General features: G+C 39.9%; 25 protein-coding genes. 14 read left to right on the forward strand and 11 right to left on the reverse strand.

Going from position 1 to position 20,695, the window contains the following annotated elements; all coding sequences use genetic code 11:
- Window positions 1-9: 9 nt before the first annotated feature.
- The 6 genes from AC07E5_RS07700 to AC07E5_RS07725 all read right to left on the reverse strand — a co-directional run bounded on the left by AC07E5_RS07700 (window position 10) and on the right by AC07E5_RS07725 (window position 4,464).
- Window positions 10-393, reverse strand: coding sequence for a hypothetical protein (locus tag AC07E5_RS07700; protein ID WP_096901448.1), 384 nt, complete (start codon window positions 391-393; stop codon window positions 10-12).
- Window positions 394-414: 21 nt separating this feature from the next.
- On the reverse strand, window positions 415-723 hold the full coding sequence (locus tag AC07E5_RS07705) for a YcgL domain-containing protein (RefSeq protein WP_004976615.1): 309 nt from the start codon (window positions 721-723) through the stop codon (window positions 415-417).
- A gap of 169 nt (window positions 724-892) precedes the next feature.
- Window positions 893-2,035, reverse strand: a complete 1,143-nt coding sequence (locus AC07E5_RS07710; RefSeq protein ID WP_498625168.1) for a ribonuclease D — start codon at window positions 2,033-2,035, stop codon at window positions 893-895.
- Between the two features lie 273 nt (window positions 2,036-2,308).
- A complete protein-coding gene (gene recR / locus AC07E5_RS07715; RefSeq protein ID WP_019837914.1) occupies window positions 2,309-2,905 on the reverse strand; it encodes a recombination mediator RecR in 597 nt (198 codons plus the stop codon).
- Window positions 2,906-2,915: 10 nt separating this feature from the next.
- Window positions 2,916-3,245, reverse strand: coding sequence for a YbaB/EbfC family nucleoid-associated protein (locus tag AC07E5_RS07720; protein ID WP_004976621.1), 330 nt, complete (start codon window positions 3,243-3,245; stop codon window positions 2,916-2,918).
- A 31-nt stretch (window positions 3,246-3,276) separates the two neighbouring features.
- Window positions 3,277-4,464, reverse strand: coding sequence for an O-succinylhomoserine sulfhydrylase (locus AC07E5_RS07725; protein WP_498625169.1), 1,188 nt, complete (start codon window positions 4,462-4,464; stop codon window positions 3,277-3,279).
- A 151-nt stretch (window positions 4,465-4,615) separates the two neighbouring features.
- Here AC07E5_RS07725 and AC07E5_RS07730 point away from each other — a divergent pair, with 151 nt between their 5' ends.
- The 5 genes from AC07E5_RS07730 (at window position 4,616) to AC07E5_RS07750 (ending at window position 8,909) form a co-directional block, all read left to right on the forward strand.
- On the forward strand, window positions 4,616-5,710 hold the full coding sequence (locus tag AC07E5_RS07730; protein ID WP_131261453.1) for an alpha/beta fold hydrolase: 1,095 nt from the start codon (window positions 4,616-4,618) through the stop codon (window positions 5,708-5,710).
- A 13-nt stretch (window positions 5,711-5,723) separates the two neighbouring features.
- Window positions 5,724-6,596, forward strand: coding sequence for an NAD(P)-dependent oxidoreductase (locus AC07E5_RS07735; protein ID WP_096901444.1), 873 nt, complete (start codon window positions 5,724-5,726; stop codon window positions 6,594-6,596).
- An 85-nt stretch (window positions 6,597-6,681) separates the two neighbouring features.
- Window positions 6,682-6,951 carry a YARHG domain-containing protein gene (locus AC07E5_RS07740; RefSeq protein WP_368782577.1) on the forward strand — a complete coding sequence of 90 codons (270 nt, stop codon included), beginning with the start codon at window positions 6,682-6,684 and terminating at the stop codon, window positions 6,949-6,951.
- A 39-nt stretch (window positions 6,952-6,990) separates the two neighbouring features.
- Window positions 6,991-7,404 (forward strand): HIT family protein, encoded by a 414-nt coding sequence (locus AC07E5_RS07745; protein WP_446892960.1) that lies wholly within the window; start codon window positions 6,991-6,993, stop codon window positions 7,402-7,404.
- 353 nt (window positions 7,405-7,757) lie between these two features.
- Window positions 7,758-8,909 carry a porin gene (locus AC07E5_RS07750; RefSeq protein ID WP_498625172.1) on the forward strand — a complete coding sequence of 384 codons (1,152 nt, stop codon included), beginning with the start codon at window positions 7,758-7,760 and terminating at the stop codon, window positions 8,907-8,909.
- 153 nt (window positions 8,910-9,062) lie between these two features.
- On the opposite strand, the gene AC07E5_RS07755 is transcribed toward AC07E5_RS07750, so the two are convergent.
- Together AC07E5_RS07755 and AC07E5_RS07760 are read right to left on the reverse strand one after the other, a co-directional pair.
- Window positions 9,063-9,665, reverse strand: coding sequence for a YidB family protein (locus AC07E5_RS07755; protein WP_498625173.1), 603 nt, complete (start codon window positions 9,663-9,665; stop codon window positions 9,063-9,065).
- A gap of 140 nt (window positions 9,666-9,805) precedes the next feature.
- Window positions 9,806-10,300 (reverse strand): DUF6231 family protein, encoded by a 495-nt coding sequence (locus AC07E5_RS07760; protein WP_278517404.1) that lies wholly within the window; start codon window positions 10,298-10,300, stop codon window positions 9,806-9,808.
- Between the two features lie 34 nt (window positions 10,301-10,334).
- Between AC07E5_RS07760 and AC07E5_RS07765 the strand changes: the two genes are divergently transcribed.
- On the forward strand, window positions 10,335-11,207 hold the full coding sequence (locus AC07E5_RS07765; RefSeq protein ID WP_096901440.1) for a DUF2797 domain-containing protein: 873 nt from the start codon (window positions 10,335-10,337) through the stop codon (window positions 11,205-11,207).
- 80 nt (window positions 11,208-11,287) lie between these two features.
- Here AC07E5_RS07765 and AC07E5_RS07770 read toward each other — a convergent pair whose 3' ends face one another.
- The 3 genes from AC07E5_RS07770 to AC07E5_RS07780 form a co-directional block, all read right to left on the reverse strand.
- Window positions 11,288-13,159 carry a SurA N-terminal domain-containing protein gene (locus AC07E5_RS07770; RefSeq protein ID WP_498625175.1) on the reverse strand — a complete coding sequence of 624 codons (1,872 nt, stop codon included), beginning with the start codon at window positions 13,157-13,159 and terminating at the stop codon, window positions 11,288-11,290.
- Window positions 13,160-13,290: 131 nt separating this feature from the next.
- The gene (locus AC07E5_RS07775; protein WP_004976639.1) at window positions 13,291-13,563 is read right to left on the reverse strand and encodes a non-specific DNA-binding protein Hbs; all 273 of its coding nucleotides are present in this window, start codon (window positions 13,561-13,563) and stop codon (window positions 13,291-13,293) included.
- Window positions 13,564-13,787: 224 nt separating this feature from the next.
- The gene (locus AC07E5_RS07780; protein WP_498625177.1) at window positions 13,788-14,255 is read right to left on the reverse strand and encodes a phasin family protein; all 468 of its coding nucleotides are present in this window, start codon (window positions 14,253-14,255) and stop codon (window positions 13,788-13,790) included.
- A 197-nt stretch (window positions 14,256-14,452) separates the two neighbouring features.
- Here AC07E5_RS07780 and AC07E5_RS07785 point away from each other — a divergent pair, with 197 nt between their 5' ends.
- From AC07E5_RS07785 to fdx, 8 genes are all read left to right on the forward strand, one after another.
- Window positions 14,453-15,100, forward strand: a complete 648-nt coding sequence (locus tag AC07E5_RS07785; RefSeq protein ID WP_004976643.1) for a hypothetical protein — start codon at window positions 14,453-14,455, stop codon at window positions 15,098-15,100.
- 123 nt (window positions 15,101-15,223) lie between these two features.
- Window positions 15,224-15,697 (forward strand): Rrf2 family transcriptional regulator, encoded by a 474-nt coding sequence (locus AC07E5_RS07790; RefSeq protein WP_004976645.1) that lies wholly within the window; start codon window positions 15,224-15,226, stop codon window positions 15,695-15,697.
- A 1-nt stretch (window position 15,698) separates the two neighbouring features.
- On the forward strand, window positions 15,699-16,916 hold the full coding sequence (locus AC07E5_RS07795) for an IscS subfamily cysteine desulfurase (RefSeq protein ID WP_004976647.1): 1,218 nt from the start codon (window positions 15,699-15,701) through the stop codon (window positions 16,914-16,916).
- A 104-nt stretch (window positions 16,917-17,020) separates the two neighbouring features.
- The gene (gene iscU / locus AC07E5_RS07800; protein ID WP_004976649.1) at window positions 17,021-17,407 is read left to right on the forward strand and encodes a Fe-S cluster assembly scaffold IscU; all 387 of its coding nucleotides are present in this window, start codon (window positions 17,021-17,023) and stop codon (window positions 17,405-17,407) included.
- A gap of 36 nt (window positions 17,408-17,443) precedes the next feature.
- Window positions 17,444-17,764, forward strand: coding sequence for an iron-sulfur cluster assembly protein IscA (gene iscA, locus AC07E5_RS07805; RefSeq protein WP_004976650.1), 321 nt, complete (start codon window positions 17,444-17,446; stop codon window positions 17,762-17,764).
- 99 nt (window positions 17,765-17,863) lie between these two features.
- Window positions 17,864-18,379 carry a Fe-S protein assembly co-chaperone HscB gene (gene hscB, locus AC07E5_RS07810; RefSeq protein WP_004976652.1) on the forward strand — a complete coding sequence of 172 codons (516 nt, stop codon included), beginning with the start codon at window positions 17,864-17,866 and terminating at the stop codon, window positions 18,377-18,379.
- 45 nt (window positions 18,380-18,424) lie between these two features.
- Window positions 18,425-20,284, forward strand: a complete 1,860-nt coding sequence (gene hscA, locus AC07E5_RS07815) for a Fe-S protein assembly chaperone HscA (RefSeq protein ID WP_498625180.1) — start codon at window positions 18,425-18,427, stop codon at window positions 20,282-20,284.
- Window positions 20,285-20,299: 15 nt separating this feature from the next.
- The gene (gene fdx, locus AC07E5_RS07820; protein WP_004976656.1) at window positions 20,300-20,638 is read left to right on the forward strand and encodes an ISC system 2Fe-2S type ferredoxin; all 339 of its coding nucleotides are present in this window, start codon (window positions 20,300-20,302) and stop codon (window positions 20,636-20,638) included.
- Window positions 20,639-20,695: the final 57 nt, after the last annotated feature.

Genomic DNA, 20,695 nt, shown 5'->3' on the forward strand with positions numbered 1-20,695 from the left:
TTGTTTTAGTTACAGTGGTGAGGTATTTTTCTTGGCTTTATAAGTCGTTTGTTTAAGACAGTATCTTGACCAGAAATAACCGATCAATAAGCCAAGACCGATCACAAATAAAATGGCAGATAAATTAGACCAAACCAATGGGGTTTCTTTGGTTAAAACACCAAAAAGAAGTCCAAAGATGGCTGGGGCAAGTGCTGCATTGCTGCCTTCTGATACTGTTGGGGTAAGTAAAATTGCAAACAGCACAATCCAAGTGATACCACCTAACGGATTGGGCAAGCGTTTGGCAATTTCGTACCAGCACCATAAAATAATGGCACTCCCCAACAAATAAACAGAAACAGCAATTGCAGTTTCAGGAATTGAATCCAATCCAGTCATCACACTATTCATTTCTCAACTCCTGAATAAAGCTTAAGCACCACGTAAACCTTCTGGTTCAACGGCATTTGGGTTAATTAAGCCTTCTGGTGGCACTTGAATAAAGAAGCCACGTGTTTGAATAGAATCCATGACATGCAAAACATTCACACGTGCCAACTTACGGCTTTCAGACAGTTGCAAATCCATTACAAATGTCGCACGACCAAATGCAACTCGCATTGGCTCAGGTAAAACCTCTAGCGGGTTAAACGCTTCTGCTTGATCTTCAGTTTGCTCAGGACGGGCGATGTATAAATACATCTCATCTTTTTTGCTCGATTTATAAATTGAACAGTGCATAAACAACAAAACTCTAAAAACTCAGGCAAAGGATACAACAAAAAAAACCGAGATACATTAACCATTATTAACGCATTGGTCTATGTTTACACTCAAACAAAGAATGGCGTGAAAATTCATCCATTTTCAGGTGAAAAACGGCTTTATTTAAAATGTGGATCGGTTTGATTTATTCAGCAACTTTCATCTGACCAGACAAATAACGCTCGTCGGCATGTAAAACTTCAATTAAAGGCTTGGTGAGTAATTCATAACGCCAACCTAACAAATAGTTAGGCAAATCTTGCTCATCGTTATGAAATACCACATGCTGATAAAGCACATTGAGCCATTTTTTACGCAGCAAAACTTCTTTTGGAATTTGAGTTTCCTGTACGGCGCGTTGAATCACCTGTTCTACATTTTCGCCCACTTCTTTTGAAGAATGACGAATTGGTCGCGCCATACGTAATGGCCATTGTGATTGATCAGGCAAATATTTAATTAAATCTAAAATAGTTTTGCCATGTTCACGCACAATATGCGCACGTAAATCTTTAATAGTACTGAGCTGGAACTGATTTTTAGGATTTTTCTCGACCAAGTCCAGCATAGTAGAATTACGCAAAATAAAACTACGTGGTTGGTTTAAGGCTTTTACCATTTGCTCACGCCAAACGGCCAATTGTTGCAATTGCATGAGTTGACGGCGTGAATGACGATAGTTGCCCACATCCTGATACAACAACTCTAAAGGTGTTTCTTCACCAATTTCCTGAGTTAAATTGCGGCAATCTTCTTGTGCAAAATCCAGTAAATAATTTTGTTTTAAGTCGGTTTGTACCTTATCTGCCAATTGCATTAGATACAGCACATCATTGGCAGCATAATTTAACTGCTCATCGGACAACGGACGTGCAAGCCAGTCTGAGCGAGTTTGCCCTTTATCAATATCGACATTGAGCATGGTTTTTAAAGCGTTTTGATAACTGACTTGTAAACCATGCCCTAAAAATGACATGCCAACTTGGGTATCAAACACGTTATCTAAGTTTTTTTGCTGCGCATAATGATAAATTAAATCAATATCTTCACCGCAGGCATGAAAAATATTTTGCTGCGCTTGAAACAGTTTTTCCCAAAATGCACTTAAATTTAAAGAAGTGCCATCTAACAAATAGACCTGATCATTAACATTAATTTGGAATACACCCAATTTTGGCCATAAAGTATCAACCTTAATAAATTCGGTGTCTAAACCATAAATGCTGTTTTGGCTCATTAATGCCAAGACATTTTCAAAGTCTTTTTGTTGATGAATAAATTGGAACATAGCGAGCAGGTAAAACAGGATTCTCTAGGGGTTCATTTTAAACATTAAATAGCATTTAGCTATAAAAATATGCCCAGTATTTTCAATTTTTATCTTATTTCTAAATCGATACAGTGAAAATTTAAATTTTTTATCGTTTTTTTATCTTAATTTGATTTTTTATTGGCTTTAAAGGCAAGTAGTCCTTTTCATGGATGATTTATCAATTGATTATTCATATAAAATAGCCACACATGCGAAATAAACATCCACATGAAATAAGCACCTAAATGCTTATTTCATTCGCATCCGATTATGCACCGCCTGACTTAAAGTATGGCTATCGACATATTCAAGTTCGCCACCTTGCGGCACACCTTGCGCAATACGGGTCATCTGCACAGGCAAATGCTTGGTCGCTTCTACCAAATAGTGTGCTGTCGCTTGACCTTCTACGGTTGCATTGGTCGCCAAAATGACTTCAGTAATGTTGCCATCGCTCAAACGCTGAACCAAATATGGAATACCAATTTCGTCAGGCCCAATGCCATCTAATGGCGATAAATGCCCACCTAAAACATGGTATTTACCACGAAAACTGCCACTTTGCTCAATCGCCATGACATCGGCCGGAGATTCCACCACGCAAAGTAAGTGTGCATCCCGATCATGTGAGGCACAAATATTGCAAACTTCATCTTCCGTTAATGAGTGACAAATTGAACATTCATGAATATAGCTAGTAGCTTCGTTCAAAGCATGAGCCAAACCGACTGCACCTTCTCTATTTTTCATAATCAGGTGCAATGCCATGCGTTGAGCCGATTTTGGCCCAACACTTGGCAAAATGCGTAGCGCTTGTACCAGTTGATCAAAACGATCACTAAACATACGCCGTTCCTTAGAATAAACCAGCCAAGCCCGGTGGCAAGCCCATGCCTGAGTTTGCAGACTTCATTTTTTCTTCAGAAATTGCTTCGGCTTGACGGGCAGCATCATTCATTGCAGCGGCAATCAAATCTTCAATCATGTCTGCATCGTCTTGCAATAATTCAGGGTTGATTTCAATGCGTTTGACCACATTACGGCAGGTCATAGTCACTTTCACTAAACCACCACCTGCTTCTGCATGCACTTCAGTTTGCGCAAGTTCTTCTTTGGCTTTTTTAATGTTGTTTTCCACTTCTTTTTGCATGCGCTGTGCTTGCTGCATCAACATATTAATGTTCATAAAAATCTCCGAACAAATGATCTATTTAGTTTTAAATGAGGTCTAAACCGCGCTCGATGTCGCGAATAATATCATCAATATCTTCCAAGCCAACAGAAACACGAATTAAACCTTCGCTGATACCTGCTGCTTGTTTGGCTTCTGGGGTCATTCTGCCATGCGATGTTGTTGCAGGATGGGTAATGGTTGATTTTACATCGCCCAAATTACTGGTGATAGATAGGAAGCGTGTGTTGTCAATCACAGTCCACGCGCCTTCACGCTCGCCTTTCACCACAAAAGATACAACACCACCAAAGCCAGACTGTTGTTTTTTCGCCAACTCATGCCCCGCATGATGCGGCAGACCTGCATAATACACTTTTTCAACTTTTGGATGTACATCTAGCCACTCGGCAAGTTTTTGTGCGCTAGCGCAATGTGCTTTCATCCGCAGGCTTAAAGTTTCTAAACCTTTTAAGAAAATCCATGCGTTAAATGGACTTAATGAGTTACCCAAAGTACGAATCACACCGTTGATTTCTTCAACCAGTTTATCTTTGCCCACCACAGCGCCGCCTAAAGCACGTCCCTGCCCATCAATATATTTGGTCGATGAGTAGATAATTAGGTCAGCACCAAATTTAATTGGTTGTTGTAAAACTGGGGTACAGAAGGTGTTATCAACTGCAAATAAAGCATTATTTGCATGTGCAATATCGGCAATCGCTTGCAAGTCACCCACCTGAGCCAATGGATTTGATGGTGTTTCAATAAATAACAAACGCGTATTTGGACGAATCGCTTGCTTCCAACTGTCTAAATCTTCTAAATCAACAAAAGTGACATCGACACCAAACTTCATCACGTATTTTTCAAATAGTGAAATGATCGAGCCAAATACAGCACGTGAACAGACTACATGATCACCCGCTTTAAGATAAGCCAAAGTGATCGCATGAACGGCCGCCATACCCGAACTTGTCGCAACCGCACGTTCTGCACCATCTAATACTGCCAAGCGTTTTTCAAAAGCCTGTACAGTTGGATTGGTATAACGTGAATAGGTATTGCCTTCAATTTCACCTGAGAATTTTGCAGCTGCATCGGCAGCATTTTCACAAACAAATGATGAAGTCAGGAAAATTGGCTCACTGTGTTCGCCTTCAATTGTACGGTTGTGTCCGGTACGAATTGCCAAAGTATCTAATTGATATTCAATGTCGTCGTGTTGACTCATCTTTACTGCTCAGCCCTAAACTTAGTCCTAAGACCTGTTTGTTAAATAATTGCCAACATTTTGAGCGCCAAGCGCATTTAAGGTCAAGGTAAAATGTATAAATATCGCTTAGACTTCATTCAAATCGGCGCCACGTGTGATGGAACACCTCATGAATCAGCTACAAAGAAAATTTAATCCGCACCGAAAAAAGCTTAAAAACCTCAGCACTCGCTTATTTAAAAGCCGTGATTTGATCTTATCTCAGACCACGCCATACGACATCGTGGCACGTTATAAGTATGCGCAGATTCGCTATTACGCTTCGCCAGATAAGCAATATAAAGAGCCGCTGGTTTTTGTTGCGCCTTTAGCAATTACCATGTCGATTTATGACTTATATCCTTATCGCTCTTTAGTGAAACATTTTCAGCATAGCGGTTTTGATGTGTATTTGGTTGATTGGGGACAATTGACCTATCAACATTGTCATTTAAATTTTATGGCTTTTATTCAGGATGCAATCCCTAATTGTATTCAACTCATTTTACAACACGCCAAAGTCGAACAAATTTCACTACATGGTTGGAGTATGGCGGGTATTTTTGCCATGCTTTATACCGCCGACCAACAAACAACTCATATTAAAAACTTGATGGTTTTGGGTAGCCCTGTAGATAGCTATGCTTCGGGGCGGGTTGGTAAACTCTTTCAACTGACCAATCAACTGATTTCTAAATATCCCAAATTGCAACATGCCTTTTATTCAGGAAAAATTCCAAAGCATTTAATTCATACACCGGGTTTAATCAATGCGATTGGTTTTAAGATTTTAGACCCTAGAGCATGGCTGGAAAGCAATAAACAGATGCTGTCGAATCTGCACGACTTACAAACCTTGCATGAAAACGCAACTTTAGCCAATTTTTTAAATAATATGATTGATTATCCGGGTGGGATTAATCAGGACATGGTATTGAATGTATGGCTGCAAAACCCACTCAAACAAGGTCATATTCAACTCAAACAACATCAGATAGACCTTAAAAATATTCATTGTTCACTTTTGGTCGGTGCGGGTGATAGCGATCAAATTGTCACTGCTGAAGCTGCTCAACCTTTATGTGAATTGACAAGTAGTACCGATGTCACGTTTACTCTTATTCCAGGTGGACATTTGGGTTTAATGTCCAGTCAAAAAAGTGCCAATGAATTCTGGCCTAAACTGACCACTTGGTTAGAACAACGATCTAGCAAAATTGCATAAAGAGAGCAAAAACATGATTCAATCTGTTGCATTTATTGGCTTAGGCGCAATGGGCTACCGCATGGCAGCCCATTTACCTAAACATTTTGATACGGTCTATGTCTGGAATCGTAACTTTGCCAAAGCCGAGCAACATGCTGCTGAATATGGCACACAAGCGGTTGAATTGGCTCAAGCGGTGCAAGCAGATATTATTTTTTCTTGCTTGCCCACCAGTACCGAAGTTGAAAACCTGATTGCACAAGTTCAACTTAAAGCAGGTTCAGTCTGGGTCGATTGCACCAGTGGCGTACCCGAAAGTGCTAAAAAATTGGTACAACAACTTGAAGCACAACAGATCGACTTTTTAGATGCACCTGTAAGCGGACAAACCATTGGTGCAGAAAATGCCACATTAACAGTCATGATTGGCGGTAAAGCTGCTGCTTTTGAAAAAGCCCTACCTGCAATTCAGGCTTTTGGTAAAGTGATTCAGCATGTGGGTGAACCTGGTGCTGGCTTTGCCGTAAAAGCGGTGAATAATATGTTAATGGCAGTGAGTTTGTGTGCTGCAGCTGAAGGTTTTACCACCTTAAAAGCACATGGCGTAAACTTAAATCAGGCCTTGCAATGCATAAATGCTTCAAGTGGTAAAAGCGCAGTAACGGAAATGATTTTGCCGCAGCGAGTACTGAATCGCGCTTTTCCAAATACTTTTGCACTCCCTTTACTGGCTAAAGACACAGGTATCGCATTAGATTTAGTCCATGAAGCAGCTTTGCCTGCACCTGTATTGGCTTTAACCCAAAGCCTGATTCAAGCAGCGAATTTAACCGCAGAAAAAGACAGTGATTTTTCCACTGCTGTGAAAATGTATGAATTATGGAGTAATATTACCCTAGAGTAAGAACTCGCCATTGAATATACAGCCATAAACCCAATAATGTGTATTAAGTGGCTAGTCACACCATCATTAAGTAGAGGAAACTCTTATGAACAAGTTTAGCATTGCCGTATTTGCAAGCCTTGCAACTTTAATTGGGGCAAGTTCAACTACTTTTGCATCTGAACAAGAATGTCAGAAACTGAAAAATGACCACGATGTTATTTATGCATCTAAAGGGTTCTGCTTCAAAGACCCAGAAGCTAAAGCACGTTTTGGTAATGACAACTGTTATACAACCAAGCCAAAGTTCTCTGAAAAAGAACAACAACGTCTTGACGCAATCAAAGCACGTCAAAAAGAACTGAACTGTAAATAACCGTTCTAAAATAGCATAGGCTGAATTTAAGGAATCATAATGGCTTACGATGATCAAAATATTTTTGCAAGAATTCTACGTGACGAGCTTCCTGCAATTAAAGTGTATGAAGATGACCAAGTTCTTGCGTTTATGGACATCATGCCGCAAGCCGATGGTCACACTCTCGTGATCCCCAAGACACCTGCAGTAACTTTATTGGATTTACCTGCAGATGCAGCAGCTTATACTATTCAAATTGTGCAAAAAATTGCGAAAGCTATGCAGCAAGCTTTGGGTGTAGATGGTATCGTGTTAATGCAATTGTCAGGTGCAAGTGCAGGTCAAACTGTCCCTCACGTGCATTTCCATTTAATTCCAACTTCAGTTCACGAACTTGGGAAACATGCTGCACAAATGGGTGATCAGGAAAAAATTAAAGCCCAAGCGGAAAAAATTAAAGCAGCGCTTTAATAATTTCAAAAATGTCATACAAAATGAATGGAGCAACTGCTCCATTTTTTTCATCTCAAGCTCTAACCCTGCATTTTTTAAAGCAGTTTATGACAATAGCGTGTCAGTCCGCTTGCAATTAAGTTATTCATTTCTTATATTTTTTCTAAATTTAAAAACTCAGTCACTAAAAAAATGCGAATAAAAGTAAGTTTTTGATCTAATTTGTTCTTTTTAATAATTTTGAAATATCTCCTTAATATTACTGTCGCATTTGTAAGGAATACTTAGCACCAATAGAGAACAGCAGTAGATCTACCCTACTTCTGAACAATGTTTAGGACTAAAAACAATAGTCTGTATTGGAGCTACACATGAAAAAAACGCTTTGCGCATTAGCAGTTGGGGCAACCTTATTTACACCAGCACTAGCTATGGCTGCTGATGTTAAAGTTTATGGTCGTGCACACGTATCTTTAGACTATCTTGATGATGGTAAAGACTACAACGAAGTTGGTCTTTCTTCTAACTCATCACGTTTAGGCTTCAAAGCTGAACAAAAATTAGAAAATGGCATGACTGTTTTTGGTCAAATTGAACAAGAAATTAACTTTGCTAGCGGTTCTGCAAATGATGATTTAGAGTTTGCTACTCGTGATACTTTTGTAGGTTTAAAAGGTGACTTCGGTCAAGCGCGTGTAGGTCGTTTTGACAGCCCATTTAAAGCTGCACGTGGTCCAGTCAACTTCTTTGGTGACCAAGTTGGTGACATCCGTAACGTAACTCGTGCTGGTAACTTACGTTTTGATGAGCGTAATGCTAACTCAATTGAATATAAAACACCAAAATTTGGTGGCGGTTTTAATGTTCTAGCTGCACTTTCTTTACATGAAGGTAATAGTGCTGGTTATCCTTCTAAAGTAACTAAAACCTCAACAAAAACAATCACTGTTGAAGATGTAGACGGTAATAAACATGTTATTACAGTACCAGACACTACAACAACAATTGCTGAAAAAGGTGATTCTAAAAAAGATAAAGCTTACGACTTAGCTTTAACTTATAAAGAAGGCAAAGTTGATTTTGCTGCTGCTTATGAGCACTATGAAGAAGATGCTGGTCGTGGTGAACGTGATGGTTTCCGTATCGCTGCAGCTTATAAAATCACACCTGAATTTAACTTAGGTGCTTTATACCAGTATTTAACACATGACAATGATACTGCAAACCCAGATGTGCAAGTATTTGGTGTAGCGGCAGACTATAAAGTTGCACCGAAGACTTATGTACGCGGTCAAGTATTCCATCGTGACGTAGATGCTGATGATGCAAATGCAACATTATTGGCAGTAGGTGTTGAGCACCGTTTAGACAAAGCAGTACGTGTATACGCAAACCTTGCAACTATGCTTAATGACACCAAATCAAACTTAACACCATGGTCACAAGGTCGTTCAAACAACGTTGGTGGCGTGAATGACGAAGATGCTTTAGGTCTTTCTTTAGGTTTCCGTTACGATTTCTAAGTCTTAACCGAACTTAAAAAACAAAAAAACACGCTTCGGCGTGTTTTTTTATGCTCTACTGTTTTAGCTATATTTAGAAACAGGTAAAAAAGCCAGCAAATGTGCTGGCTTAGTTTTTATGGCTCAAGTTTTAACAACAAAGCCTTTCTTTCATTAACGCTTTAAAAACCCAGACACTAAATTCATGACTTGTTGAATATCGTCGTTGGCTTCTTGTTTACTGGTTTGCTCACCTTGTGGTGTCAATGAATCAATAATTTGCGGCAATACTGCAGAAATCGCATTATAAATATCTTGCTTTGGCGCCTGAGTTTGCTGTGCGACCTGCTCTACATCGGCATCATCAAATAAACTTTGTACTTGTTCAGCACCTACATGCGCATTTTCACCTGGGCCTGTAGACACCCAATCATCCACCTGACTGGTTAAGCCTTGTCCTTTGAGTTTATCCAAAGCACCTTGCAAGCCACCCTGTTTTTGAATCCATGCCAACACCAAAGGCAAAACTGCAATCAATAAACTTTGTGTACCTGAAGCACCTGCAGCAGAACGCTGTTGTTGTCCACCCAACTGACCAAGTACCGAACCAAGAATACCACCCAAGCCACCTTGTGCAGATTGTTGGTTATTACCACCAAGTTGCCCCAAAACCGAACCTAAAATGCCACCCAATCCACCTTGAGAGTGATTAGATTGCTGATTCGCACCCAATGCCTGCTTTGCTAAAATTTCAACAATATTGCTTAAATTGGTCATTTTATTTTCCTCATAATGCCCTTATGACAGCATACGAAGTTTTGACTGAATTGCGCACTTGAAATTGTTAAATTTTGCAATATTCTAATTTTTTGTTAAGCATTTATCATTATTAGGTTTTTGTGAGTTTAATGCAGCACTTACCAACGAAATTTATCCCAATTTTCAGGGTTTGCCCAAAACTTAGCGTTAAACCAATCGGGCACGTGCTTATAAGTCAAAATATTAAATTGCCATAAGCATAAATGATGCTGCTCAAAGCGATGTTCAATCAATTGCGTAAAACCAAGTGCTCTAAGCAATTGCTCATCTTCACGTGCAGCAATTACCACAATACGCTTTGCCAATAAATCACGTAGCTTTACCAAAATTTGCGAGGTGTGTTGTGGTGTCTGCGCAGCAAAATCGGCAGCATCTAAAAATACAACTGCCAAATCAAAACGTTGGGTAAAAGGCAGATTTAAAAATGCCAATGCGCTAAAATACTGCCATTGGATAGTTGGCTGCTCATCAGCCGCTTGATTGTTATACTTCGGGCTTGCTTCAATATTTTGCCCTATACACAATGCAGTAGAAATTGGCTGTTGTTGAGATAAATCATCAATTAATGCTTGAATTAAACGCATTTCAGCCATCACTGCATTCCTTCATTTTCGAGAGAGTATTCTTATGGAACTACAAGGCATTTGCCATAAAATGCACGCAGGTCTTAAGGACCATAGTGTAACTGATGAACAGGTACACAAGGCAAATGTTGAATATAAATTTATTCTAGACCGTGCAGAAATTGACCTGCCTTTTCAGCTTGGGCAAGAACTTGAACTGGAATGGACGGGCAATATTTATTGTGTTTCTTGTGGTGTGAAAACACCAAAATCCTATTCGCAAGGACATTGTTTCAAGTGTTTTAAAACCAAAGCATCTTGCGATATGTGCATCATGAAGCCTGAGACCTGTCACTATCATTTAGGTACCTGTCGTGAAGATAGTTTTGCTCAAGAAGTCTGCTTTCAACCGCACATCGTATATTTAGCCAATTCAAGTGCTTTAAAAGTGGGAATCACCCGTTTAGGTCAAATGCCAACACGTTGGCTAGATCAGGGCGCAACTCAAGCCTTGCCAATTATGAAAGTCGGCTCACGCCGTTTATCTGGGCAATTGGAAGTTATGTTTGGTACACAAGTCGCAGATAAAACCGACTGGCGCAAACTACTCAAAGGCGAAGCAGAGCCTTTAAACCTAGTTGAAGTGCGTGAACAACTGATTGAAGAGTTTGCGCCTAAAATTCAGACCATTCGTGATGAGTTTAGTCAAAACCTTGAATTCAACGAAACGGTAGAGCTTTTAGATCAGGAACTTCCGCGTGAATTTGTGTACCCTGTAGAACAGTATCCTGAGAAAATTAAATCGCATAACTTAGATAAAACCCCAATTATTCGCGGCAAACTGCAAGGAATTAAAGGGCAATATTTAATCTTGGATACAGGTGTCATCAACATTCGTAAATACACAGGTTATGAGCTAAAAATTCGCGCTGAATAAATCTTGAAACTGCTTACTTAATCATTTTAGATGCACAAAAAACCAGCAAATTTGCTGGTTTTTTTGTAGATGTTCATCACTTATTTGATTTTCGCTTTCGATTTCAAATATTGCGTATAGTCATCTAGCTCTTGTTGAGCACGTAATTGTTGATACAACTGCGCTAACTCTTTCAGTTGCTCAGGCGTTAAAGCATTCGATGTAGTATCGTTTACATTTGATACAGCTACCACCACCAATTCATTTGGTATAGATGCTGTTGTTACTGACCACATACCATCTTTAGGCGCAAGCACACTAAATGCAGCACGTTCAATTTCACGCTTTAACAAACCATCTGCACGGGTGAATGTGCCTGCATTTTCAAAACGGATTTGGTTTTTCGCCAAAACGGTCGCTGCAGGTTGAGTTTTAAAGGCATCCAACGCAGCTTGAATATCTTTTTTCGCTGCATCAAAGGCTTTTTTCTCAATCAGTTTAGCTTTTACGCGGGGTGTTGCTTCTTCTAAAGTTTGCACACCTGCGGCATGGTAATTACGCACTTTCACCCATACCACATCGCCATTGGCTAAAGTAATGTTACTCGATGCGTTGCGATCGCCATTTTTCACATCATCATTAAACAATTTAACTTTGACAGATGGCTGGCTTAAAACAGGATGCTGCGCCGCCAAAGTTAAACCATTAACAGATTCGACTTTGGCCGTTTTCACTTCTTCTGCCACAACATCTAAAGCATCACTACTCACCACCAATTCATTTAAGCTGTTGATGGTATCGGTATACGCATTTTCAGTTTTGGCTTTTTGCAACTCTGCCATTAAACGTGCTTTTTGAGTTTCAAACGCAGGGACTTGAACTGTAGCACCTTCTGTTTGAATCACATGATAGCCATATTGAGTTTTAATCGGCTGTGATACTTCACCAGATTTTAAGCTACCCACGGCTTTGTCAAAGGCATCGCCAAATACGCCTGCTTCATAACCTGCAACCTCACCACCTTTGGCTTTAGACTCAGGATCATCCGAATACTTTTGTGCAGCTGCAGTAAAGCTTGTACCTTGCTTAATTTCAGCTGCGGCTTGCTCTGCAAGTTTTTTAGCTGCGGCATCATCACGCGCATCGGTGGTGATTAAAATATGTTTCACTGTCGGTACAGCAGCACCTTTTTGAGTTTCGACAAACTTTTGATAAGCCTGTTGTAACTCTGCGTCAGTGACAGCCGTATTTGCAGGTGCAATATTGGCTGGAGTCACCACAATGTAATCGACATCAACGCTAGCAACCTGTTTAAAGGCATTGGCGTGCTGTTCATAATACGCAGCAATCTCTTGTGCATTTGTGGTGATGTTTTTCTTGTAGTCATCTAGCTTAATGCTAGATAAATACAAAGTACGTTGCTGGGTTTGTAAATTGGCAATTTGCTGAATATCAGACGGGCTAACTAAAGCATAATCGGTAAAGCTAGCACTCAGCATTTTTAACGCATGGTCTTGGCGTAAATTTGCCACAAGCGCCTGATTGGTCATGCCTACAGATTGCAGATAGTTCGCATACAAGCTTTCAGAAAACTTGCCATCTTGTTGGAAATTCGGTTGCTGTGCAATCATTTGTTCAATTTGTGCATCGCTCAAAGAAATCCCTAATTTCTCAGCTTGTTGTAATAACAAGGTACGTGCAACCAACGTATCTTTGGCTTTGTTTTGAATATAATTTTGATTCAATAGTGTTTCATCACCATTGGTATAGGCCAAGTATTGTTCTTTCAAGGAGTTGGTCAGATTATCTAATTCTCGTTTTGAAATTTGCTGACCATTGACTGTTTGTGCAGTGTCTTCAGACTGACCTCCACTAAAATATCCTTCAATACCTACAAGTGCTAAAGGGGTCAAGAACAAGACGAGCAAAACTTTGCCCAACCAACCCTTAATAACTTTACGAAAAGATTCCATAAGTATTCCAATATTTTATTTGTGCGAGATTTTAACTGAAAACCCTCAACGAATGAATGCGTTGAAGCCGTTTATTGACATTATTAATAAAAAACGCGCCAATTGGCGCGCTTTCTTGGCATTTTAAAAGATTATGCTACTGAATCTTTTAAACCTTTACCCGCTTTAAAGCTTGGTACTTTGCTTGCTTTAATTTCAAGTGTAGCACCTGTTTGTGGGTTACGACCTGTGCGAGCAGCACGCTCTTTCACATTAAATGTACCAAAACCAACGAGGGTTACAGTATCACCCGCTTTAAGCGCTTCAGTAATAGAAGCAATTGTTGCGTCTAAGGCCTTACCTGCATCAGTCTTAGACAATCCCCCTTTCTCTGCAATTGCATCGATTAATTCTGATTTATTCATGAAAATTACGTCCTCTTAATATCGTTTATTTAAGGTCCAGAGATTTAATTTAAATTACCGTAACGCCTTTATAGCAATGCTTTGAGGGTAAAAGCAATACTCCCTGCACGCTTTTATGCAAAATAAATGGTAAAACGATGGAACTGTTAGCCTCTATTCAGTTTTGCCCTAAAATACCCGATGTATAATAAAGCAACATCCTTTAAGCCCCCCTTTCCACAGAATTACTTTTTCGCAACATCTTCTTTTAATTGTTTATTTTCTTCAATCAACGCATCGACTTTGGCATGTAATTGCAGTACCAATTGCTCCAAATGTTGTAGGTCTTTTGCTGTCACCAAGCCAATTCTATTTAAAGAATGATTGACGCTATGGTCAATTAAACGCTCAACTTTATCTTTAGTATCAATGACCGACTCTTTGGCTTTTTCAGACACTTTTTCAACTGTTTGATCGGCAATTTCTGTAGTTTTAGATTCTAATTCCTCACCCACCTTGACCAGAGAGTCAAACAATTTATTGCCTTCTTCTTCTGCGCGTGAAAATGCACCTAAACCTGCTAGCCAAATTTGCTTGGTATATTTACGAAAATCGAGTGATGATTTACGTCCTGAGCGTAATTTATCTTTATTTTTCAATGTGGTTGCTGATTCAAGCAAATGCTCTTCTACGCTATCCGTCGTTTTTTCCATGAACCTCTCTCCTGCTTATTTTATGCGCACATAAATGTAATAAACCTACAAAATGCTTTCATAATAGCAAATTAAATACTTGATCGTTTTGCTAAACTGTTCTACAAAGCAAGATTATTCGCTGTGCTTCTAATATGATGTATTCACTACGAAGTGCAAACCAAGGAATTCAACTTTAAATTTAGGGACTTGATTTTATGAGTGATTCGCAACAAAGACAAAGTAATCCACATTTGTTGCTGACCATGCTCATGATTGTGTTGGAAACAATTTTTAGCTTTATTCTCAAACATGATCGTGTGGTCGCTTTGCAGGCTAAAAAGTTTGTCGACCAGAAAATCACCATTAAAATTAATAGCTATATTCCTTATTTCGACATTTACGTCGAATTCAATCCAAACGGCATCTTATTTGACAGCAAAGCACCTGAACAAGCTGTCGATTTGGATGTGCGCACCACCCTCATAGATTTATTTAAAATCTTTATTTTAGGTAATCGTCGCAGTATTAAACACATGCGTATAGATGGTGACATTACCCTTAAAGATGAGTTTCGTGATCTAATTTTGCATTTTAGTGCACCCAAAGTTTTAGCTGACTGGAAACAATGGCTGAAAGAAGCACCGCAAGAACAAGAAGTGATTGGTTCTAAAAAGCGCATTGCCCCACTTTTAGACAAAATTGATGAACAACGCTCTAAGATCAACACCCTACAAGTTGAGCTTAAACAGCATAAAAACCGTATTCGTCGGATTGAACGTCGTCAAAAGCGCATTAACATCGTCTTTGGTGTAATAACAGTACTATTAATTACGTTATTAGTGTATAATTTATGGATCGTTTAAACGCATTAAAATATCAAGAAAAACAGCGTAAATCCTCGCGCACAATATCACAATAAAATACTTGACTAATTTAGTCGGGATTCTTAGAATACCCATATCTAGTCTAATCATGTGTATCGAATCATGCGCTTAACAACTCGCGGTCGCTACGCAGTGACTGCTCTACTTGATTTAGCTTTGCAGCCAACTGAACAAACGATCACGCTTGCTGAAATTGCAGCCCGTCAAACTATTTCTGTTGCTTATCTTGAGCAGTTATTCGCAAAACTTAAGCGCCACGGCTTAGTGTCTAGTGTTCGCGGTGCTAACGGTGGTTACCATTTAGCACGTAGTGCAAATGAAATCACTGTGCTAGAAATCATTGAAGCCGTAAACGAAACTGTTGATGCAACGCGTTGCGACCATAAAGGCAACTGTCAAAATGGTGCAATGTGCTTGACTCACGACTTATGGCAGGAACTCTCCCATCATATTGCCGACTATCTCGCTAAAATCTCACTTGCTGATTTAGTTGCGCGTGACAACGTACAAACTGTTGCCATTCGCCAGAACACAGCACCGTTTGATTCAGCTCTGTTATCGGTTACAGGTATTTGACATGAAACGTCCAATTTATCTTGACTACGCAGCAACCACTCCTGTAGATCCTCAAGTTGCAGAACGCATGATGGAGTGCCTGACTTTTGATGGGACTTTCGGTAATGCCGCTTCTCGTTCGCACGCTTATGGCTGGCAAGCAGAAGAAAAAGTTGAATATGCACGTGAACAAGTTGCGAACTTGATCAAAGCAGACCCACGTGAAATCGTGTGGACTTCTGGTGCAACAGAATCAGATAACCTTGCACTAAAAGGCGTAGCACAATTCTATTCGTCTAAAGGCAAACACATTATTACCTCTAAAATTGAACACAAAGCCATTTTAGATACCTGCCGTGAGCTTGAATCTGAAGGTTTTGAAATCACGTACTTAGAGCCACAACCACAAACAGGTTTAATTACACCTGAAATGGTTGAAGCGGCAATTCGTCCAGACACAATTTTAGTGTCGTTGATGATGGTCAATAACGAAATTGGTACGATTACCGATGTCGCTGCAATTGGCGAAATCACCCGTGCCAAAAAAATCTTCTTCCACGTTGATGCTGCGCAAGCTGCAGGTAAGGTAGAAATTGATTTATCTACCTTAAAAGTAGACTTAATGAGCTTCTCTGCACACAAAATCTATGGCCCTAAAGGTATTGGTGCGCTATTTGTACGCCGCAGTCCACGCGTACGCTTAAAAGCACAAATGCATGGTGGCGGTCATGAGCGTGGCATGCGTTCAGGCACACTTGCAACCCACCAAATTGTAGGTATGGGCGAAGCATTTGAACTTGCAGGCAAAAACTTGGCTTCTGAACAAGCCCGTTTACGTGTATTGCGCGACAAACTTTGGAATGGCTTGAACACCATGGAACAAGTTTTCCTGAATGGTCACCCAACACTAAACGTAGCCAACTATTTAAACGTCAGCTTCAACTTTGTTGAAGGTGAATCTTTAATGATGTCTCTTAAAGATGCTGCGGTATCTTCAGGTTCTGCGTGTACTTCAGCGACTTTAGAGCCATCTTATGTATTACGTGCACTAGGTCTTTCAGACGAACTTGCACACAGCTCAATTCGTTTCAGTTTTGGTAAATACACCACTGAAGAAGATATTGATCATGTCCTAACTGTGACTAAAGCTGCTGTTGAAAAGTTACGTGAACTTTCACCGCTTTGGGATATGTATAAAGAAGGGATTGACCTTTCTAAAGTAGAATGGACTGAACACTAATTCATCCCAAATCTAATGGCTTTGACAGGAAGCCATTAGATTGATAAAGGTAATTTCACCCCCATATTTATATTAAGGCTGACCCCGAGGTTTGGAGAAGCGACATGGCTTATAGCGATAAAGTAATTGATCATTACGAAAACCCTCGTAATGTTGGCGTTTTAGACAAAAATGCTGAAAACGTTGGTACAGGTATGGTGGGCGCACCTGCATGTGGCGATGTAATGCGTCTGCAAATTCAAGTGAATGACGAAGGCGTGATTGAAGAAGCACGTTTCAAAACTTATGGTTGTGGTTCTGCCATTGCTTCAAGTTCTTTGGTTACTGAGTGGCTTAAAGGTAAAACTTTAGATGAAGCACAAGCGATCAAGAACATTGATATTGCTACCGAACTTGCCCTTCCACCAGTGAAAGTACACTGCTCTGTATTGGCAGAAGATGCAATTAAAGCTGCTGTAGAAGACTATCGCAGCAAAAAGACCAAAGCTTAATTTGCTAAGTTTTGTGGAAAAACAAACGGAGTTTTCATGATCAATTTAACTGAAAATGCTGCAACTCATATCAGCAATTACTTAAAGAATCGCGGTAAGGGTCAAGGTATTCGCGTTGGTGTGAAAACTTCAGGCTGTTCTGGTTTGGCTTATGTACTCGAATTTGTAGATGAAGTCGATACGCACGACCAAATGTTTGAACAGTTTGGTGTTAAAGTTTTCGTTGATCCGAAAAGCCTAGTTTACCTAGATGGCATGGAAATGGACTATGTCAAAAATGGTTTAAACGAAGGTTTCGAGTTTAACAACCCCAATAAAAAAGGTGAATGTGGCTGCGGTGAATCGTTCACGGTATAACGCCACCTCCCTCTTTTTAGCTTAAAACAGTGTACAATACACTGTTTTAATTGCATTTATGCAGCCAATTTTGCACACTAATCGCGGATTCCATCTCCCATGAATCATTTTGAGTTGTTTAATCTTCCTGTTGCACTCGATATTGATTTCGCTACTTTAAAAGCTGAATTTTTAAAGCTACAGCAGCAATATCACCCCGACAAAGCCGAAGACAAAGATCAAGCCTTGATTAAATCTAGTAAAATTAATCAGGCGTTTAAACAACTCTCTGCGGTAGACAGTCGTGCTGCATATTTACTCTCATTGAAAAAGCAAGATTATCATCTCGATCAATCCATCCATGACTTTGAATTTTTACAAGATGCCTTGGAAATTCGTGAGCAATTGGATGATGCCAACTGTGCCGATGACTTACAGTCATTAAAGGTTGAAGTACAACAATGGGTTGATGGCTTAGTCCGTGAATTTAAAATTGACTATGCCGAAGAAGATTGGGCAGAAGCGCGTGACACTGTGCGTAAATTACGCTTTTTCATGAAAGTTATGGCTGACCTAGACAAAGCTGAAGATCGTTTCCTTGATGATGACAGTTTTGATTTAGACGATGATTTTTAATTTTAGTTTGTATTTTAATATTTAACGGGCAAAGGATTTTACATAATGGCGCTCTTGCAAATTGCAGAACCAGGTCAATCAAGTGCACCGCATGAACATCGCATTGCGATTGGCATTGACTTAGGCACCACTCATTCATTGGTTGCCACAGTTCTTTCTGGTAAAGCCAAAGTCTTGCATGATGAGCAAGGTCGCGTGCTACTGCCTTCTATCGTCCATTATGCAGAGCAAAATACACATTATGGCAATGCTGCTGCACCATTTATTACTACAGACCCTAAAAACACGATTGTTTCAGTCAAGCGTTTTATGGGTCGTTCTAAAGCGGACATTAAATTTCAACATCCATACACGTTAGTGGGTGAAGACAATCAAATGCCTGCTTTTGAAACAGCTCAAGGCCGTAAAACACCTGTTGAAATTTCGGCAGAATTACTTAAACAACTCAAAGACCGCGCAGAAGCCAGCTTACAAAACCCTGTAAATGGTGCAGTGATTACTGTTCCTGCTTATTTTGATGAAGCTCAACGCCAAGCCACACGTGACGCTGCCGAGCTTACAGGTTTAAAAGTATTGCGTTTATTGAATGAACCGACTGCAGCAGCGGTTGCCTACGGTTTAGATCAAGACACCAACTTGGCTCAAGACCGTAACTATGTGATTTACGACTTGGGCGGTGGTACGTTTGACGTTTCTATTTTACGTTTCTCTCAAGGCGTTTTTGAAGTTTTAGCCACAGGCGGCCACACTGCTTTAGGTGGTGATGACTTAGATCGTCTGATTGTAAAATGGGCAAAAAAACAGCTGAATATTGAAAGTTTAGATGATGCAGAATATGCACACTTTATTGTGTCTGCACGTAAAGCCAAAGAAGCGCTCAGCAATGCAGAAAGTGTTGAATTAAAACTGTTAGAGCACACGCTGCAATTAGACCGCGCAAACTTTGAAAGTATTATTCAGGTTGCTTTAGATAAAACCATTAGTGTATGCAAACGTGTATTACGCGATGCCAAACTTGACCTAGATGACATTCAAAATGTAGTTTTAGTTGGTGGTTCAACACGTTCTTATGCCGTGCAAAAAGCTGTTCGTGAAGTATTTAATCAAGAACCATTATGCACAATTAACCCAGATGAAGTGGTTGCAATTGGTGCATCAATTACCGCCAATCAACTAATTGGTAACAGCAAAGATGGTTCGTTGCTATTAGACGTTACCCCACTGTCTTTGGGTTTAGAAACCATGGGCGGTTTGGTGGAACGCTTAATTTCACGCAATACTGCAATTCCTGTAGCACGTCGCCAAGAATTTACCACTTATCAAGATGGCCAAACTGCCATGTTGATTCATGTGGTACAAGGTGAGCGTGATTTGGTAGAACATTGTCGTAGCTTAGGTCGTTTTGTGCTACACGGTATTCCACCAATGACTGCGGGTCAGGCACGCATTGAAGTTACGTTCCAAGTCGATGCTGATGGCTTGCTCAGTGTTTCTGCTAAAGAAACCACTTCTGGTGTGACTGCAAATATCGACATCAAGCCATCTTATGGTTTATCTGAAGCAGATACCGAGCGTTTGCTGCTAGATGGTTTCAAATATGCAGAAGAAGACAAGCAATTGCGTCATTTGCATGAAACCAAAGTTGAAGCACAACGTGAACTTGAAGCTTTACAACAAGCCTTAAAAGTAGATGCACAACTATTAAGCCCAGAACAATTAGAAGCTTTAAATACTGCCAAAGCGCAGTTGGAAGCCGAATTGACTGGACAAGACATTAAAGCCATTGAACATGCTGTTGAACAGCTTAAAATACACAGTGATGCTTTTGCTGCAATTCGTATGAATCAACATATTGATGCAGCACTTAAAGGCACTAAACTCGACGATTGGTCAAACTCAAACTAATTTAAGGTAAAGATTATGCCACGTATTAAAGTACTTCCACATGCGCAATTCTGCCCAGAAGGTGCTGAGTTTGAAGTCGAACAAAATGCCAACTTATGCGAAAGCTTACTTGAAAATGGCATTAAAATTGAACATGCTTGCGATATGTCTTGTGCATGTACCACTTGCCACGTTGTTGTTCGTAAAGGCTTTGACAGCCTAGAAGAAATGGATGATGTTGAAGCTGACTTATTAGACCGTGCTTGGGGTTTAGAGCCTGATTCACGCTTATCTTGTCAGGTTAAAGTGGTCAATGAAGACTTGGAAGTCGAAATTCCAAAATACACCATTAACCATGCTTCAGAAAATCATTAATCATAAAATGATGCTAATTCTAAAAAACTGCGCTACGGCGCAGTTTTTTTATTGCAC

The sequence above is a fragment of the Acinetobacter seohaensis genome, assembly GCF_056431365.1.